At 72.8% G+C, this 15,002-nt stretch carries 16 protein-coding genes; 10 read left to right on the top strand and 6 right to left on the bottom strand.

Annotation, left to right across the window (positions count from 1 at the left end):
- The first annotated feature begins 47 nt into the window (after nucleotides 1–47).
- Complete coding sequence (locus P3T34_RS17410; RefSeq protein WP_280666940.1) at nucleotides 48–1,211, top strand: MerR family transcriptional regulator; 1,164 nt, start codon at nucleotides 48–50, stop codon at nucleotides 1,209–1,211.
- Between the two features lie 5 nt (nucleotides 1,212–1,216).
- Here the strand turns inward: P3T34_RS17410 and P3T34_RS17405 are convergent, their stop codons facing one another.
- Nucleotides 1,217–1,873: an MOSC domain-containing protein gene (locus P3T34_RS17405; RefSeq protein ID WP_280666939.1), complete on the bottom strand. Its 657-nt coding sequence runs from the start codon at nucleotides 1,871–1,873 to the stop codon at nucleotides 1,217–1,219.
- Between the two features lie 181 nt (nucleotides 1,874–2,054).
- Here P3T34_RS17405 and P3T34_RS17400 point away from each other — a divergent pair, with 181 nt between their 5' ends.
- The 3 genes from P3T34_RS17400 (at nucleotide 2,055) to P3T34_RS17390 (ending at nucleotide 3,625) form a co-directional block, all read left to right on the top strand.
- Complete coding sequence (locus P3T34_RS17400; RefSeq protein ID WP_280666938.1) at nucleotides 2,055–2,480, top strand: helix-turn-helix transcriptional regulator; 426 nt, start codon at nucleotides 2,055–2,057, stop codon at nucleotides 2,478–2,480.
- Nucleotides 2,481–2,576: 96 nt separating this feature from the next.
- A complete protein-coding gene (locus P3T34_RS17395) occupies nucleotides 2,577–3,179 on the top strand; it encodes a hypothetical protein (RefSeq protein ID WP_280666937.1) in 603 nt (200 codons plus the stop codon).
- A gap of 116 nt (nucleotides 3,180–3,295) precedes the next feature.
- On the top strand, nucleotides 3,296–3,625 hold the full coding sequence (locus P3T34_RS17390; RefSeq protein WP_280672185.1) for a DUF2516 family protein: 330 nt from the start codon (nucleotides 3,296–3,298) through the stop codon (nucleotides 3,623–3,625).
- Between the two features lie 85 nt (nucleotides 3,626–3,710).
- On the opposite strand, the gene P3T34_RS17385 is transcribed toward P3T34_RS17390, so the two are convergent.
- Complete coding sequence (locus tag P3T34_RS17385; protein ID WP_280666936.1) at nucleotides 3,711–5,396, bottom strand: SpoIIE family protein phosphatase; 1,686 nt, start codon at nucleotides 5,394–5,396, stop codon at nucleotides 3,711–3,713.
- A 210-nt stretch (nucleotides 5,397–5,606) separates the two neighbouring features.
- On the opposite strand from P3T34_RS17385, the gene P3T34_RS17380 reads away from it, so the two are divergent.
- Nucleotides 5,607–6,221, top strand: a complete 615-nt coding sequence (locus tag P3T34_RS17380; RefSeq protein WP_280672183.1) for an O-acetyl-ADP-ribose deacetylase — start codon at nucleotides 5,607–5,609, stop codon at nucleotides 6,219–6,221.
- A 122-nt stretch (nucleotides 6,222–6,343) separates the two neighbouring features.
- On the opposite strand, the gene P3T34_RS17375 is transcribed toward P3T34_RS17380, so the two are convergent.
- Entirely contained in the window at nucleotides 6,344–7,165 is an 822-nt protein-coding gene (locus P3T34_RS17375) for a class I SAM-dependent methyltransferase (protein WP_280666935.1), read from the bottom strand.
- 324 nt (nucleotides 7,166–7,489) lie between these two features.
- Here P3T34_RS17375 and mshA point away from each other — a divergent pair, with 324 nt between their 5' ends.
- A complete protein-coding gene (gene mshA, locus P3T34_RS17370) occupies nucleotides 7,490–8,803 on the top strand; it encodes a D-inositol-3-phosphate glycosyltransferase (protein WP_280672181.1) in 1,314 nt (437 codons plus the stop codon).
- 73 nt (nucleotides 8,804–8,876) lie between these two features.
- Nucleotides 8,877–9,389: a YbjN domain-containing protein gene (locus P3T34_RS17365; RefSeq protein WP_280666934.1), complete on the top strand. Its 513-nt coding sequence runs from the start codon at nucleotides 8,877–8,879 to the stop codon at nucleotides 9,387–9,389.
- A gap of 3 nt (nucleotides 9,390–9,392) precedes the next feature.
- On the opposite strand, the gene P3T34_RS17360 is transcribed toward P3T34_RS17365, so the two are convergent.
- Entirely contained in the window at nucleotides 9,393–10,703 is a 1,311-nt protein-coding gene (locus P3T34_RS17360) for an MFS transporter (RefSeq protein ID WP_280666933.1), read from the bottom strand.
- Nucleotides 10,704–10,866: 163 nt separating this feature from the next.
- On the opposite strand from P3T34_RS17360, the gene P3T34_RS17355 reads away from it, so the two are divergent.
- Nucleotides 10,867–11,625 carry a phosphoglyceromutase gene (locus P3T34_RS17355; protein WP_280666932.1) on the top strand — a complete coding sequence of 253 codons (759 nt, stop codon included), beginning with the start codon at nucleotides 10,867–10,869 and terminating at the stop codon, nucleotides 11,623–11,625.
- Nucleotides 11,626–11,706: 81 nt separating this feature from the next.
- Here the strand turns inward: P3T34_RS17355 and P3T34_RS17350 are convergent, their stop codons facing one another.
- Together P3T34_RS17350 and phoU are read right to left on the bottom strand one after the other, a co-directional pair.
- Nucleotides 11,707–11,895, bottom strand: a complete 189-nt coding sequence (locus P3T34_RS17350) for a hypothetical protein (protein WP_280666931.1) — start codon at nucleotides 11,893–11,895, stop codon at nucleotides 11,707–11,709.
- 138 nt (nucleotides 11,896–12,033) lie between these two features.
- Nucleotides 12,034–12,714 (bottom strand): phosphate signaling complex protein PhoU, encoded by a 681-nt coding sequence (phoU, locus tag P3T34_RS17345; protein WP_280666930.1) that lies wholly within the window; start codon nucleotides 12,712–12,714, stop codon nucleotides 12,034–12,036.
- A 266-nt stretch (nucleotides 12,715–12,980) separates the two neighbouring features.
- Between phoU and P3T34_RS17340 the strand changes: the two genes are divergently transcribed.
- Together P3T34_RS17340 and P3T34_RS17335 are read left to right on the top strand one after the other, a co-directional pair.
- Nucleotides 12,981–14,264 (top strand): ATP-binding protein, encoded by a 1,284-nt coding sequence (locus P3T34_RS17340; RefSeq protein WP_280666929.1) that lies wholly within the window; start codon nucleotides 12,981–12,983, stop codon nucleotides 14,262–14,264.
- Nucleotides 14,261–14,956, top strand: coding sequence for a response regulator transcription factor (locus tag P3T34_RS17335; protein WP_280666928.1), 696 nt, complete (start codon nucleotides 14,261–14,263; stop codon nucleotides 14,954–14,956). The genes P3T34_RS17340 and P3T34_RS17335 overlap by 4 nt, the downstream gene beginning before the upstream one ends.
- The last annotated feature ends 46 nt before the right edge of the window (nucleotides 14,957–15,002 follow it).

Below are 15,002 nucleotides of genomic sequence, written 5' to 3'. Positions count from 1 at the left end.
GTGCCGAGGTTGACCCTCGACCTGGTCGAGGCCGCAGGCTCAGCGACATGGAGAGCGAACTGCGCAGTATCGGCCGGCTGGCCCGGGAGAGCGGGCTGACCGTCAGCGCGCTGCGGTTCTACGACGGGGCCGGCGTCTTCGGTCCCGCCTGGGTCGACCCGCAGACCGGCTACCGCTGGTACGCGCCCGACCAGTTGGCCGACGCCAGGCTGATCTGCCGACTGCGCCGGGTGGGGCTGCCGCTGGCCGACATCCGGCTGGTCCTGGAGGCGCCCGCCGGCTCCTCCGCTGCCCACCGTGCGCTCGACGCGCATCTGCGGCGACTGGAGGACGGTCTGGCTGACGCGCGTCGTGAACTCTCCACCGTCCGAGTCCTGCTCGACCAGAGGGAGCACCCGATGACCACTACCCCGAACACCGTCCGACTCACCGTGGACCGCGCCGAGTTGGCCGCCGCGCTGGCCTCCGTACGGTTCGCGGTGAGCGCCGATCCGGAGCTGCCGATGCTCGGCGGCGTCCTCTTCGACCTGGACGGCGACGTGCTGCGCCTGGTCGCCACCGACCGCTACCGGATCGCCGTCGCCGAGGCCGCCGTGCAGTCGGCGGAGGCCGGTGTCGCGGCCGGTGTCGAGGCCCGCGGCGAGGCCGCGACGTTCAGCGCCCTGGTGCCCACCGCGCTGGCCGACGAGATCCAGCTGCTGGCAGAGGCCGTCGGTGCGGACGAGTTGAGCCTCCAGCTGGACGGCGGCCGGCTGCTGGCCTCGGCCGACGGGCGGCTCGTCGAGGGGAGCAGCCTGGACCTGGACTTCCCCGACTACCGTCGCCTGCTGCGCCTGGAGCCCACCCACCGGGTCGGCATCGACGCCGCCGACCTGCGCCGGGCGGTGTCCGATGGGCCGACCCGCCGCAGTGAACCCGCCCCGGACGGCATCGACGCCGCGCTCACCGTCCTCGCCGTCGACCCGGCTGCCGGGACCCTGCGCGTCATCGACACCGCAGCCGACACCGCAGCCGACACCGCGGCCGAGGCCGCAGGGGAGCACGACGGTCTGCGGATCGCCCTCAACCAGGAGTTCCTGCTGCAGGCGCTGGCGGCCGGGGTCCAGGGCCAGCTGGTCCTCGAACTCGGCAGTGCGGTCAGCCCGTTGGCGATCCGCTCGGCCGCCGGCGAGGGCACCTTCTCTCTGCTGATGCCGGTCCGGCTGACCTGACGAGGCTAGGGCCTGTCTGCGGTCCGGCGACGGGCCGACTCCCTCGCCTCCTCCGGCAGGGCGTCGGCCACCAGCAGCCGGGGGAGCAGGTCGGGCTCCAGGGTCAGTGCGCGGAAGCTGAGCGCGACGGTCACCTCGTGGTCGGGCCGGTGCACGATCTCGACCGGGTCGCCGGCCCGGATCTCGCCCGGCTCGACCACCCGCAGATACGCGCCGGGCAGCGCGGCCAGCGTGAACCGCTTGATCCAGCCGGCCTGCTCCAGCCACCCCTGGAACGTCCCGCACGGGATCCGCGGACAGGAGACCTCCAGTACGACCTCCCCGCCGATCCGCCAGCGCTCACCGATCAGCGCGCCGTTGACGTCGAGCCCGAGCGTGGTCAGGTTCTCGCCGAAGGAACCGTCCGCCAGCGGCCTGCCCAACGCGGACTCCCAGCCGTCCAGATCCTCGCGCGCATAGGCGTAGACCGCCTGGTCCGAGCCGCCGTGGTGCTTCAGGTCATAGACCCGGTCACCGGCCAGCCCGACCGCCCCGGTGCCCTTGGGCCCGGGGTCGCTCACCGCCACCGGCCCGTCCACCGGCCGCTTGTCGATACCCGTATCGGTGAGCCCCTTCCACGGATTGGGGCGCGGCCTGCCGACATTGACCGAGAGCAACTCCATGCCTCGACGCTACGTTCCACCGCGAGCCGAGGCCAGCGCTTTCCGGCGCCGCGGCGCGCTGCCAGGCTGCGCCGGGCTGCGCTGAGCTGCGGCCGGGTGCCGGTCGGGTGCCGGTCGGGTTGCGACCCGCCCGCTTGCAGGCCTGCTTGCATTTGCAAGCAAGCGGGGGCAGACTGCCGATATGGCCACACTGAATGTCGGCTCGCTCGGCGAGTACATCCGCGAGCAGCGCCGCAGCGCGCAGTACTCGCTGCGGCAGCTGGCGGAGGTGGCAGGGGTGTCCAACCCCTACCTCAGCCAGATCGAGCGCGGGCTGCGCAAGCCGAGCGCGGAGATTCTGCAGCAGATCGCGAAGGCGCTGCGGATCTCGGCGGAGACGCTCTATGTGCAGGCCGGGATCCTGGAGGAGCGGCCTGGTGAGGGTCCGCAGCTGCGGGCCGCGATCCTGGCCGATCCGGGGATCAGCGAGCAGCAGAAGCACGCGCTGCTCGCGGTCTACGAGGCCTTTGTGAAGGAGAACAGCCTTCGCGCGAGCAGCCCCGGGGAGCCCGGGGAGCAGGACGGGCCGGCGGCCGAGCAGCCGGGCGCGCCCGCTGCCGACGGCTGAACCAGCGGGACACGGTGGCGCCCGCCCGGGCGGGTGCCGGAACAGAGCTACGACGGGCCCGTTACCGGGCTTCCGACGCCTAGGAGAGGACCGGTCATGCCGATCACCGACGACATCAAGAAGACCCTCAGCGACCCGACCCCGCTGTACGCCCTCGCGGGCGCCGGGGACCTCGCTTACGAGAAGCTGCGCGAGGTGCCGGGCAAAGTCGAGGCGTTCGCGGGCGACCGCAAGGGTGCGCAGGAGCTGGCCGCGGCCCGTCTCCAGGACGCGCAGGCCCGGCTGATCGGGGCACCGGCGAAGGTGGCCGAGACAGTCACGGCGCTGCCGAGCGACTTCAAGGCACTGCAGGAGCTGGCGCAGGGCTTCGCGCTGCAGCAGGTCGGCCGTGCGGTGGAGCTCGCGGTCAAGGCCAAGGAGGTCTATGACGAGCTGGCCGTGCGAGGCCAGGCGGTCGTGGACAAGGGGCAGCAGACCGCCGCCGGGGCGGACGGGACGGACGAGGCGTCCAAGCCGACCGCGGTGGTCGTCGACGTCGAGGTGGTGGAGCCGGTCGAGTCGGGCGCGGCGGACGAGCCCGTGGAGACGGTCGAGGCCGAACTGCTCGACGAGCCCACCGCCCAGCCCACCGCCCAGCCGACGGCCGAGGCGCCCGCGAAGAAGGCGCCGAGGGCGCGGAAGAGCACGGGCGCGAAGTAGCCCGGCACGTGGGGGCCAGCCGGTACGTTGGGTCTGTGTGGCTGGTCCGGAGGTGCCGCGAGGTGCAGTCGGAGCAAGGTGCAGCCGGAGCCTGAGTTGAGGAGACCCCAGTGGAGATCCTGCTGTTCGACTTTCTGAACCCGTTCTGGTGGCTGTCCACCGCGATGGTGCTGTTCAAGCTCTTCGCCCTGGTGGACGCCGCGCTGCGGCGCGAGGACGCCTACCGGGCGGCGGACAAGAAGTCCAAGCGGTTCTGGGTGGTCATCCTCGCTCTCGCCCTCGGCGTGGACCTGCTGTTCGGCGCGAGCGTGCTGGCGCCGCTGACACTGGTCGGCCTGGTCGCCGCGATCGTCTACATGGTCGATGTGCGACCCGCGATCAAGCAGCTGACCGATGGCCGCGGCGGTGGCGGCAAGCGCAACATCGGCCCGTACGGGCCGTGGTGACCGAGAGGTCGCAACAACTACGGCAACTGCGGCAACTGAACGACTGAGCGGCTGAGGGCCCGTCCGCCAACTGGCGGACGGGCCCTCAGCCCATGATGAGCTGGCTCTGGGGGCGTTCCAGCAGCAGCACGGCCACGTCGTCGGTGAGTGCCCCGCCGTTCAGCTCCTCGACCTCGGCGATGGCGCTGTCCACCAGGCGGCCCCGGGTGAGGCCGGCGGCTTGATGGGCGCCGATCAGGTCGACCAGGCCCTCCGAGCCCAGTCGGCGTGAGCCGTCGTCGATCCGCCCCTCCACCAGGCCGTCGGTGTAGAGCAGCAGGCCCCAGCCCGACGGGAGTTCCACCTCCTGGGCCGGCCAGACGGCCTGGCTGTCGTCGCAGGCCAGCAGGCCGAGGGCCGGACCGGCCTGGTCGGTGGGGAGCAGGATCGGACGGCCGTCCGGGCGCAGCAGCAGGGGCGAGGGGTGCCCGGCCAGGTAGAGGCGGGCCCGCTCGACCGGTGCCGACCGGCGCGCGCCCTTGCCCCGCTGCTCGGCGGCTTCGGTGGGGCCGGGCGACAGGACCAGCATGCAGAGCGTCGCGAAGATCTCGTCGCTGCGCCGCTCGTGCTCCAGGACGTGCTGCAAGGTGCTGAGCAGTGCCTTGCCGGTGAGCCCGGCGAAGACCAGGGTCCGCCACGCTATCCGCAGCGCGACGCCTAGGGCGGCCTCGTCCGGGCCGTGCCCGCAGACGTCACCGATCACCACATGGACGGTGCCGTCCTCGGTGCGGACGGCGTCGTAGAAGTCGCCGCCGAGCAGGGCCCGTCGGCGACCGGGGCGGTAGCGACGGGTGAAGGAGAGCCCGGCGCCGTCGAGAAGCGGGGTGGGCAGCAGGTGCCGTTGCAGGCGGGCGTTCTCCTGGCCGCGCAGCTCCGCTTCGACCAGGCGGCGCTGGGACTCGTCGGCCCGCTTTCGTTCGACCGCGTAGCGCAGCGCACGGGCCAGCAGCGGTCCGTCCGTCTCGTGCTTGACCAGGAAGTCCTGGGCGCCGGCCGCGACCGCGGCGGCGCCGAGTTCGGAGGCCGCCGCGTCGGTCAGGACCACCACGGCGGTGTGCGGGGCGCGCCGCAGCAGCTCGCGCAGCCCGTCCAACCCGTCCGGGGCGTCCGGCTGCTGCGTGCCGTCCGCGCTGCTGGTGTTGTCCAGGTCGACGGAGGGGTGTGCCGGGGCGGCGTCCGGCGCCACGAGGTCGAGCAGGACGCAGCTGAAACCGGCGCCACGGCTCCGGTTGCGGCGGCCGGACGTCGAGGGGCCGGAGAGTTGCGCGGCAGCCTGTTCGATGCCGTCGGCCCAGGTCACCTCGATCGGGGTGCAGCCGTCCGCGACCAGCCGCTCGATCAGGGCAGCATCGGAGGCGTCGTTGTCGATCACCAGCAGCCGGAGTGGGGCACTGGGTGCGCTGACCGCGGGCCCGCCGGCTGCGCCGCGAGGACGCGGTATCGGGGTGGCCGTGCCGGTCACCCCGCCGGTGGCGCCACTGGCAGGGCCGCCGGTGACGCCGAGCGGAACGCCGCTGGTGCTGGTGCTGGTGCCGGTGCTGTCGATGGTGCTGTCGGCCCGGTCCGGTCGACCGATCCCGTCGGCGGACAGCATCGGGCGGCGCGCCGCGAGGCCGCCCGGAAACTCTGCGGTGCGGCCGGTGCTGCCGCCTCTGCGGGTGGCCAGCCTCCCAGCAGGGGCGCCCGGCCGGTGCGTGGCGTTGGGCGCCAGCCCGTCTCCCGTAGCGGGCATCGGTCGATCCTCCCTTTCCCCGACTGGGCAACGGTCGACATCCGCGCGCAGTGCCCGCCTTGGTGTCGGAGACTTTCTCGCGACCATAACGTGATCTCCGAGGATTTCCCTGGCCGACCGGCGCTGGTGTGGCACGAGCCACGCTCTCGGTGGGACCAGTCGGTACGTTGAACTGTGGTGTCGGACTGTGCAGGACGGGAGGCAGCTGTGGTGACGCAGATCACGCTGGTCGAGGGTGACATCACGGAACAGGATGTGGACGTCGTCGTGAATGCGGCGAACAGCTCGCTGCTCGGTGGCGGCGGGGTGGACGGCGCGATTCACCGCAAGGGCGGCCCGGAGATCCTCGGGGACTGCCGCAGGCTGCGCGCCGCGCACTACGGCAAGGGCCTGCCGACGGGCCAGGCCGTCGCCACGACGGCCGGGCGGTTGCCGGCCCGCTGGGTGGTGCACACGGTGGGGCCGGTCTATCTGGCTGATGAGTACGAGCAGCGGGCTGGACTCATGGCCTCCTGCTATCGGGAGTCCCTGCGGGTCGCAGGGGAGTTGGGTGCGCGGACGGTGGCGTTCCCGGCGATCTCGACCGGCGTGTACGGCTGGCCGTTGGAGGACGCGGCGCGGATCGCCCTCACGACCGTCGCCGAAGTGGCGGCTGGCGGAGCTGAGCAGGACGGAGCTGAGCAGGACGGGACTCTGCTGGACGGGGCTGCGGCCGAGGCCGGTGGAGCCGGATCGAAGCTGGTCGAGGTGCGGTTCGTGCTGTTCGGCGCAGAGGCGTACGAGGGCTTCGAACGCGTGCGGCGCGAGCTGGCGCAGCGGAGCTGACGGGACCGTCGGCAGCTCTTGCGACCGCTCCATCGTGACCTGCCGGGCGTCAACGCGCCAGAGGAATTCGATAACTCGTTCGAGTGAAGCTGGGAGCGCTAAGACCGGTCGGTCTAATCGGCCTAAGGCGCCAACGCCTCCCAGGGCACCGTGACCTCGCCCTGCCGCCACCGCCCCGGCGCGTCGAGCAGCGGCCAGCTCCCCGCCAGCGCGGTGCAGGCCGCCACCCACCGCTGGCGCGCGCCGAACGCCCCGTACGGCGCCGCCGCCGACCATGCCCGGTCGAACTCGGTCAGGAACGCGTGCACCCGCCGCCCCGGCACGTTGTGGTGGATCAGCGCCTTGGGCAGCCGCTCCGCCAGGTCGGACGGCTGCCCGAGCCCGCCCAGCCGGGCCGCGAAGGTCACCGTCCGCGGCCCCTGCGGCCCCAGCGCGACCCACACCTGCCGCCGCCCGATCTCGTCGCAGGTCCCCTCGACCAGCAGCCCGCCCGGGGCCAGCCGCCCGCAGAGCCGCTCCCAGACCGCCGCCACCGCCGACTCCTCGTACTGCCGCAGCACATTCGCGGCCCTGATCAGCAGCGGCGCCGCACCGTCCAGCGGTACCTCGAAGCCCCCGCGCCGGAAGGTCAGCAGCGGTGGGGCGGCGTACGGCAGCGCGGCGGCGACCCGCTCGGGCTCGATCTCGATGCCGACCACCCGGACGTCGGCCCGCACCGCCCGCAGGCGCGTCGACAGCTCGACGGCCGTCCACGGCGCCGCGCCGTACCCGAGGTCCACGGCCACCGGCGGCAGCGCCGCCGAGCGCAGCGCGGGCCCGAGGGTGTGGCCGATCCAGCGGTCCATCCGACGCAGCCGGTTGGTGTTGGTGGTGCCCCGGGTCACCGTCCCGACCGGGCGGGCGGACCGCCCGCGGACAGCGGCGGGGTCGAACGAGGCAGCCATGCCCGCAGCCTACGCGGCGGGCCCTACCCCCTCCCAGGCGCCGGGAACTCATGTGCCCGGATCTCATGCGCCGAGACGGGAATACCGAGCTTTGACCACTCGGTTGACACACTGGACGTGGGCCGTCGAAACCACCGAGCCGGGTGGCGCCGATCACAATCCAGGCATATTCGAGGGCGCCCGCCGAGATGGACCGGATATCCGGGGCAGGCAGAGTCCAGACAGGGCAGTCGGGAAGCAAGAGGAGGCTTCAGCCAGGTGACCCAGCACCCGGTACGGACGGCGCGGCGCGCCCAGACAGGCCTCGCGCCCTCGCGCGGGCGCTTGCAGGGGCTCGTCCAAGGGCGCTCGAGACGCCCGCGCCGCGTGGCGATGCTCAGTGTCCACACCTCCCCGCTGCACCAGCCGGGCACCGGCGACGCGGGCGGTATGAACGTCTACATCGTCGAGCTGGCCAAGCGCCTGGCCGAGCTCGACATCGAGGTCGAGATCTTCACCCGCGCCACCTCCTCCGACCTGGCGCCCGCCGTCGAGCTGGCCCCGGGCGTGCTGGTCCGGCACGTCACCGCGGGCCCGTACGAGGGGTTGCTGAAGGAGGACCTCTCGGCCCAGCTCTGCGCGTTCACGCACGGTGTGCTGCGCACCGAGGCCGGCCACCGCCCCGGCCACTACGACCTGGTCCACTCGCACTACTGGCTCTCCGGCCAGGTCGGCTGGCTGGCCGCGCAGCGCTGGGGCGTGCCGCTGGTGCACACCATGCACACCATGGGCAAGGTCAAGAACGCCGCGCTGGCCGAGGGCGACGCCCCCGAGCCGGCCAGCCGGCTGATCGGCGAGAGCCAGGTGGTGGACGCCGCGGACCGGCTGATCGCCAACACCGTGGACGAGGCCGGCGAGCTGGCCAGCCACTACGGCGCCCGGCCCGAGCAGCTCGCGGTGGTGCACCCCGGCGTCAACCTGGACGTCTTCCGCCCCGGCGACCAGGCCGCCGCCCGCGCCCGGCTGGGCCTGCCGCAGGACGCCGCCGTGCTGCTCTTCGCCGGTCGGATACAGCCGCTGAAGGCACCCGACGTGCTGCTCAAGGCGGTCTCCGTGCTGCTCGCCCGCCGCCCCGAGCTGCGCGGGCAGCTGGTGGTTCCGGTGGTCGGCGGTCCGTCCGGGACGGGGCTGGCGGAGCCCGAGAGCCTGCACAAGCTGGCCGCCCAGCTGGGCATCACGGACGTGGTGCGGTTCCATCCGCCGGTGGGGCAGCCGGAGCTGGCGCAGTGGTACCGCGCCGCGACGGCGCTGGTGATGCCGTCGTACAGCGAGTCGTTCGGCCTGGTCGCGCTGGAGGCGCAGGCCTGCGGGACGCCGGTGGTGGCGGCGGCGGTCGGCGGCCTGCCGGTCGCCGTCCGGGACGGCGAGACCGGGACGCTGGTCCCGGGTCACGACCCGCAGGACTGGGCGCGCGCGCTGGAGCCCTATACCGCCCGGCCGCCGGAGCTGGCGGTGCGGCAGGGCGAGGCGGCGGTCCGGCACGCGGCGGCCTTCGGCTGGGGCGCGGCGGCCGGCCGCACGGCCGAGGTGTACGCGGGCGCCCTGGCCCGCCCTGACAGCTGGCTCGGCAGCAGCGGTACCCGCCGCCGGCTGGGCTGAGCGTCCGCCTGGGCTGAGTGTCCGACCGGGCGTCCCGCTGCGCCGCCCGGTACCAGCCGGTAACGTCACCGCCATGGCAACCCCCACCAAGGACGAGGCCCTCACCGAGCTGCGCGCCGCCCTCGACGCGGCCGGCGTGCCCTGGGAGCCGGCCGTCAGCGACCCGTACACCCTGGTCGCCACGCTCCCCGGCACCCGCAAGCTCAGCACCACCTGCGCCCTGCGGGTCGGTGACCACACCTTCTCGGTGAATGCCTTCGTGATCCGGCGCCCGGACGAGAACCACGAGGCCGTCATGCGCTGGCTGCTGGAGCGCAACACCCGGATGTACGCCCTCGGGTACGCGCTGGACTCGCTCGGCGACGTCTACCTGACCGGACGGCTGCCGCTGTCGGCGCTCAGCGCGGACACCGTGGACCGGCTGCTCGGCACGGTGCTGGAGAACGCCGACGAGCCCTTCAACACCCTGCTGGAGCTGGGCTTCGCCTCCGCCATCCGGCGCGAGTGGGAGTGGCGCACCAAGCGCGGCGAGTCCACCCGCAACCTGGAGGCCTTCGCCCACCTGGCGAAGCCGCCTACTTCCTGAGCTCTAAACGCCGCTGACCTCGGTCTCGTGGCACTCGGCCAGCTGATCCGCCGAGGCCGCCTGATCCGCCGAGGCCGCCTGAGCCGCCTGAGCCGCCGGCGTCCGGCGGCCGAGCATCAGGAAGCCGAGGCCGGCGACCGTCCCGAGCACCGCGCAGCCGCCCCACACCGCCGCGCCGCCCGCGTGGTCGAGCAGGAACCCGCCGACCGCCGGCCCCAGGCAGGCCGCCGACGACCAGGCCAGCGAGTACGTCCCCTGGTAGCGCCCGCGCGCGTGGGTCGGCGACAGCTCGGCCACCAGGCCCATGCTGGTCGGCGTCTGGACGATCTCGCCGATCGTCCAGACCGCCACGGCCCCCGCGTAGAGCAGCGCCGACGAGCCGGCGAACGTGGTGAGCCCGAACCCCCAGCCGACCAGCAGCGAGCCGACCAGCAGCAGCCGCCCGCGGTCGCGGCCCTGGACCAGCCGGGTCACCGGGATCTGCAGCACCACGATCAGCAGGCCGTTCAGCCCGGCCACCAGACCGAACTCGGTGGTGCTCACGCCGGACTTGCCCATCTGCACCGCCAGCGTGGTGCTGCCCTGCTGCATGATCATGGCGAACAGGAAGGTCAGCCCGACCATCGCCATGAACCGCCGGTCGCGGAAGACCGTGCCCAGCGTGACCGGCGGCTTGGCCCGGTCGAGCGGAGCGGCGGCGGGCCTGGTCTCGGGGACCTTGACGAAGACCACCAGGGCGCAGAGCAGCGTGGAGCACGCGTCCCCGATGAAGAGCGGGAGATAGCCGTGCGAGGCGACCAGCCCGGCCAGCCCGGCCGAGACGCCGAAGCCGATGTTGATCGCCCAGTAGTTCAGCGCGTAGGCGCGCACCCGGTCGGCGGTGGGCACCACGTCCGCGATGATCGCCGAGATGGCCGGCCGGGAGGCGTTGCCGCTGAGGCCGACCAGGAAGGCCACCGTGGCGATCATCACCTGCCCGTTGGCGAACCCCAGGGCGGCGGTGCTGACGGCGGTGAGCAACTGGGCGGCCAGCAGGGTGGGCCGCCGCCCGACCCGGTCGGTCAGCACCCCGCCGCCGAGCGCCGCGACCACCGAGCCGAGGCCGTAGAGCGAGGCGACCAGGCCCGCGTACGAGGCCGAGTAGCCGCGGTCGACGGTCAGGTACAGGGCCAGGAATGTGACGACGAATCCGCCCAGCCGATTGATCAGCGTGGAGGTCCACAGCCACCAGAACTGCTGCGGCAGGCCGCCGAGGGACTCGGTGGCGGCGCGGCGCAGCCGGCCGGGAGCGACGAACGGGTCGGGCGAGGTCACGGCGGCTCCCGGGCGGCAGAGGTCCCGCCGGCCGGTGCGGGTGGTGCCGGTCGACAGGAGTGCACGGTGGTCAGTGGTAAGTGGCTCAGGCGATGAGCGCACATTACCGCAGTGGCCCGGGGGCCTCCCAGGGGTTTAATTCGGCTCGCCTAGGATGTGGGCCATGGCTGACACGACGTACCGACTCATCCTGCTCCGCCACGGCGAGAGCGAGTGGAACCAGAAGAACCTCTTCACCGGCTGGGTCGACGTCGACCTCAACGAGAAGGGCGAGAAGGAGGCCGCACGCGGCGGCGAGCTGCTCGCCGCCGAGGGCTACCTCCCCGATGTGCTGCACACCTCGCTGCTGCGCCGCGCGATCCGCACCTCGCAGATCGCCCTGGACAAGGCCGACCGCCACTGGATCCCGGTCAGCCGCAGCTGGCGCCTGAACGAGCGCCACTACGGCGCGCTGCAGGGCAAGGACAAGGCCCAGACGCTGGCCGAGTTCGGCGAGGAGCAGTTCCAGCTCTGGCGCCGCTCGTACGACACCCCGCCGCCGGCGCTCGCGGACAGCAGCGAGTTCTCGCAGGCCGCCGACGTCCGCTACGCAGACATCCCGAGCGAGCTCCGTCCGCGCACCGAGTGCCTCAAGGACGTCGTTGACCGGATGCTGCCGTACTGGTACGACGCGATCGTCCCGGATCTGGCGGCCGGCAAGACCGTGCTGGTCACCGCGCACGGCAACAGCCTGCGCGCGCTGGTCAAGCACCTGGACGGGATCTCCGACGAGGCCATCGCCGGCCTCAACATCCCCACCGGCATCCCGCTGGTCTACGAGCTGGACGCGGACTTCAAGCCGGTCAACCCGGGCGGCCGCTACCTGGACGCGGACGCCGCTGCCGCCGCCATCGAGGCCGTGAAGAATCAGGGCAAGAAGTAGGACTGACAGCTGATCAGGCCCCTCACCCGCTTGGCTGCGGGGGAGGGGCCTGTGTCGTGCTCAGCCGTCGGCGATCCGTGCTCAGTGCCCGCCGCAGCAGCCGCCGCTGACGGAGCCGCACTGGCAGGGCGCGCCGGACTGGCAGCCGCAGCCGCAGCCCGGGCCGCAGCCGCAGGCGCCGGCGAGCAGCGGCAGGCTCAGCGGGGTGCGGCGGGTGGCCGCCTCGGTGCTACGGGGAGTCGGTACGGGCCGGGCGGGAGTGGTGGTCATGGTGCTGAGCCCTCCTCGATCGAGGCAGCCGGTGATGGGCTGTCCGCTCCATGAGTGAAGCGCTCGCCCGCCGGGGGCGTCAACGGGCGCGTAGTGGTGGGGCGCACGGCCCCCGTGCGCCCCCAGCACCAAGGGGTGTCACGCGCCGCCGAGCGGCTTCTCCTCGGGGACGAACTCGCTCGCGTGCTCGCCGGTGACCAGGAAGACGACCCGCTTGGCGACCGAGACCGCGTGGTCGGCGAACCGCTCGTAGTACCGGCCGATCAGCGTGACGTCCACGCCGGTCTCGATGCCGTGCTGCCAGCGGTCGTCGATCAGGTGGGCGAAGAGCTCGCGGTGCAGCTCGTCGATCGCATCGTCGTCGCGCTCCAGCTGCAGCGCCGCGTCGACGTCCTTGGTGGCGATGACCTGGCCGGCCTTGGCCACCAGGCGCTGGGCGAGCTGGCCCATCTCCAGGACGATCGGGTGCAGGTCGTTGGGGACGGCCGACTGGGGGTAACGCAGTCGAGCGACCTTGGCGACATGCCGGGCGAGGTCGCCGCAGCGCTCCAGGTCGGCGCTCATCCGCAGGCTGGTGACCACGATCCGCAGGTCGGTGGCGACCGGCTGCTGGCGGGCCAGCAGGTCGATCGCGCGGTTCTCCAGCTCGTGGTGCAGGTCGTTGACCTTCGCGTCGGCGGCGATCACGCTTTCGGCGAGAGCGAGGTCGGCGTCGAGCAGCGCGGTGGTGGCGCGGCCCATCGCCGAACCGACCAGCCTGGCCATCTCGACCAGGCCGTCGCCGATCGAGTCGAGTTCCTCGTGGTACGAGTCGCGCATGCTCTCTTCTCTCCTCAGTAGCTGTGTCGGTGGCGTGCCGACCGGCTGTCCGCGTTGCTGTCCGGACGGCCGCTGCGGGTGGCGCGCATCGTACGCGCGTCACGGCCCCACACGGGCTGCACGGCCAAGACTGGTCCGTCCGGACGACCACGCACATCCGCTGTGGTGAACCAGCGGCTTCCTGAAGGTGAATTCTCGGCAACGTGCGGCCGATGCCTTGATCTGGGACTGTCAGTCCGCCCGGGCGATGCGCTTAGGCTGACGACATGGACGTGAATGTGGCCGCCGCCGCTGCCTGCGCCATCGCCGGGCTCGGCGTCGGTCTCACGGCCGCCATCGCCTTCCGCTGGAGCGAACGCGAACAGTCCCGAGGCAGCAGGAGTGGCAATGGCAGACGAACCGGCAGTGCTTCGACCGTGAGCTCGCCCCTCCAGGACTCGGCGCTCCCGCCGGGCGTGGACACCGTGCTCTCGGTGCTGCGCTCCTGCGCGATCGTGCTCGGCGACGGCGACGAGGTGGTCAAGGCCAGCTCGGCCGCCTATGCGATGGGCCTGGTCAGAGGCGGTGCGGTGGCCGTCGAGCCGATGCTCGCGCTGGCCCGGGCGACCCGTCGCGACGGCGAGATCCGCCAGGTCGAACTGGATGTCCCAAGGCCCGGCGTGGCCCGGTCCGGCGAGCCGCTGGCGGTCTCGGTCCGGGTCGCCCCGCTGGGCTCCCGGCTGGTCCTGGTGCTGGTCGAGGACCTCACCGAGCGGCGCCGGATCGAGGCGGTCCGCCGGGACTTCGTGGCCAACGTCAGCCATGAGCTGAAGACCCCGGTCGGCGCGCTGTCGCTGCTCTCCGAGGCGGTCGCCGACGCGGCCGACGACCCGGAGGCCGTGCAGCGCTTCGCCGGCCGGATGCAGATCGAGGCGACCAGGCTGGCCAGCCTGGTCCAGGAGATCATCGACCTCTCCCGGGTCCAGGACGACCGGCTGCAGATGGAGCCGGAGCCGGTGCCGGTGGACGAGCTGATCGCCGAGGCGATCGACCGCTGCCGCCAGCAGGCCGCCGCCAAGCAGATCCACATCGCGGCGGGCGGCATCGCCGGGCTCCACCTGCACGGCGACCGCGGCCAGCTGGCCGCGGCCCTGGGCAACCTGGTGGAGAACGCCGTCAACTACTCGCCGCCGCGCACCCGGGTGGCGATCGCCACCCGCCGGATAGCCAGCGCCGCCGCCATCGGTGAGGCGGACGGCGAGCTGATCGAGATCTCGGTGACCGACCAGGGCATCGGCATCTCGGAGAAGGACCGCGAGCGGGTCTTCGAACGCTTCTACCGGGTGGACCCGGCCCGCTCCCGAGCGACCGGAGGCACCGGCCTCGGCCTCTCGATCGTCAAGCACGTGGCCGCCTCGCACGGCGGCACCGTCTCGGTCTGGAGCGTCGAGGGCCAGGGCTCCACCTTCACCGTCCGGCTGCCCGCCGGGCAGTCCCCCGCAGCCGACCCGGCGCGGGACCCCGAGCCGACAACCCCATCCCCCCTTCCTGCCCCGGAGGCCCGATCGTGACCCGAGTACTGGTGGTCGAGGACGAGGAATCGTTCAGTGACGCCCTGTCGTACATGCTCCGCAAGGAGGGCTTCGAGGTGGCCGTGGCCGCCACCGGCCCCGACGCGCTGGAGCAGTTCGAACGCAACGGTGCCGACCTGGTGCTGCTCGACCTGATGCTGCCCGGCCTGCCCGGCACCGAGGTCTGCCGCCAGCTGCGGGTCCGCTCCAACGTGCCGGTGATCATGGTGACCGCCAAGGACAGCGAGATCGACAAGGTCGTCGGCCTGGAGATAGGCGCTGACGACTACGTCACCAAGCCGTACTCCACCCGCGAGTTGGTCGCCCGGATCCGCGCGGTGCTCCGCCGCCGCGGCGAGGACGGCGGCCCGGGTACCGACGGCGGCGGCCCCGGGGCGCTGGAGGCCGGCCCGGTCCGGATGGACGTCGACCGGCACGTGGTGACGGTGGACGGCGCCAAGGTCGACCTGCCGCTGAAGGAGTTCGACCTGCTGGAGATGCTGCTGCGCAACGCCGGCCGGGTGCTCACCCGGATGCAGCTGATCGACCGGGTCTGGGGCGCCGACTACGTCGGGGACACCAAGACCCTGGACGTCCACGTCAAGCGCCTGCGGGCGAAGATCGAGCCGGACCCGGGCGCGCCCCGCTACCTGGTCACGGTCCGTGGCCTGGGCTACAAGTTCGAGCCGTAAACCGCCGCAGCGCAACGCCCGAGGGCCCCGCTTCCCCCTGCTACGT

The organism is Kitasatospora sp. MAP12-44 (assembly GCF_029892095.1).
Classification (GTDB): Bacteria; Actinomycetota; Actinomycetes; order Streptomycetales; family Streptomycetaceae; genus Kitasatospora.
Note: the sequence above shows the minus strand (reverse complement) of the source record. Positions and strands in the feature narration are given on the sequence as shown.

Excerpts from the sequence above, each read along its gene's own strand:
- P3T34_RS17410 (WP_280666940.1), top strand. The coding sequence starts at position 48 with ATGGAGAGCGAACTGCGCAGTATCGGCCGGCTGGCCCGGGAGAGCGGG.
- P3T34_RS17405 (WP_280666939.1), bottom strand. The coding sequence starts at position 1,873 with ATGGAGTTGCTCTCGGTCAATGTCGGCAGGCCGCGCCCCAATCCGTGG.
- P3T34_RS17400 (WP_280666938.1), top strand. The coding sequence starts at position 2,055 with ATGGCCACACTGAATGTCGGCTCGCTCGGCGAGTACATCCGCGAGCAG.
- P3T34_RS17395 (WP_280666937.1), top strand. The coding sequence starts at position 2,577 with ATGCCGATCACCGACGACATCAAGAAGACCCTCAGCGACCCGACCCCG.
- P3T34_RS17385 (WP_280666936.1), bottom strand. The coding sequence starts at position 5,396 with ATGCCCGCTACGGGAGACGGGCTGGCGCCCAACGCCACGCACCGGCCG.
- P3T34_RS17375 (WP_280666935.1), bottom strand. The coding sequence starts at position 7,165 with ATGGCTGCCTCGTTCGACCCCGCCGCTGTCCGCGGGCGGTCCGCCCGC.
- P3T34_RS17365 (WP_280666934.1), top strand. The coding sequence starts at position 8,877 with ATGGCAACCCCCACCAAGGACGAGGCCCTCACCGAGCTGCGCGCCGCC.
- P3T34_RS17355 (WP_280666932.1), top strand. The coding sequence starts at position 10,867 with ATGGCTGACACGACGTACCGACTCATCCTGCTCCGCCACGGCGAGAGC.
- P3T34_RS17350 (WP_280666931.1), bottom strand. The coding sequence starts at position 11,895 with ATGACCACCACTCCCGCCCGGCCCGTACCGACTCCCCGTAGCACCGAG.
- phoU (WP_280666930.1), bottom strand. The coding sequence starts at position 12,714 with ATGCGCGACTCGTACCACGAGGAACTCGACTCGATCGGCGACGGCCTG.
- P3T34_RS17340 (WP_280666929.1), top strand. The coding sequence starts at position 12,981 with ATGGACGTGAATGTGGCCGCCGCCGCTGCCTGCGCCATCGCCGGGCTC.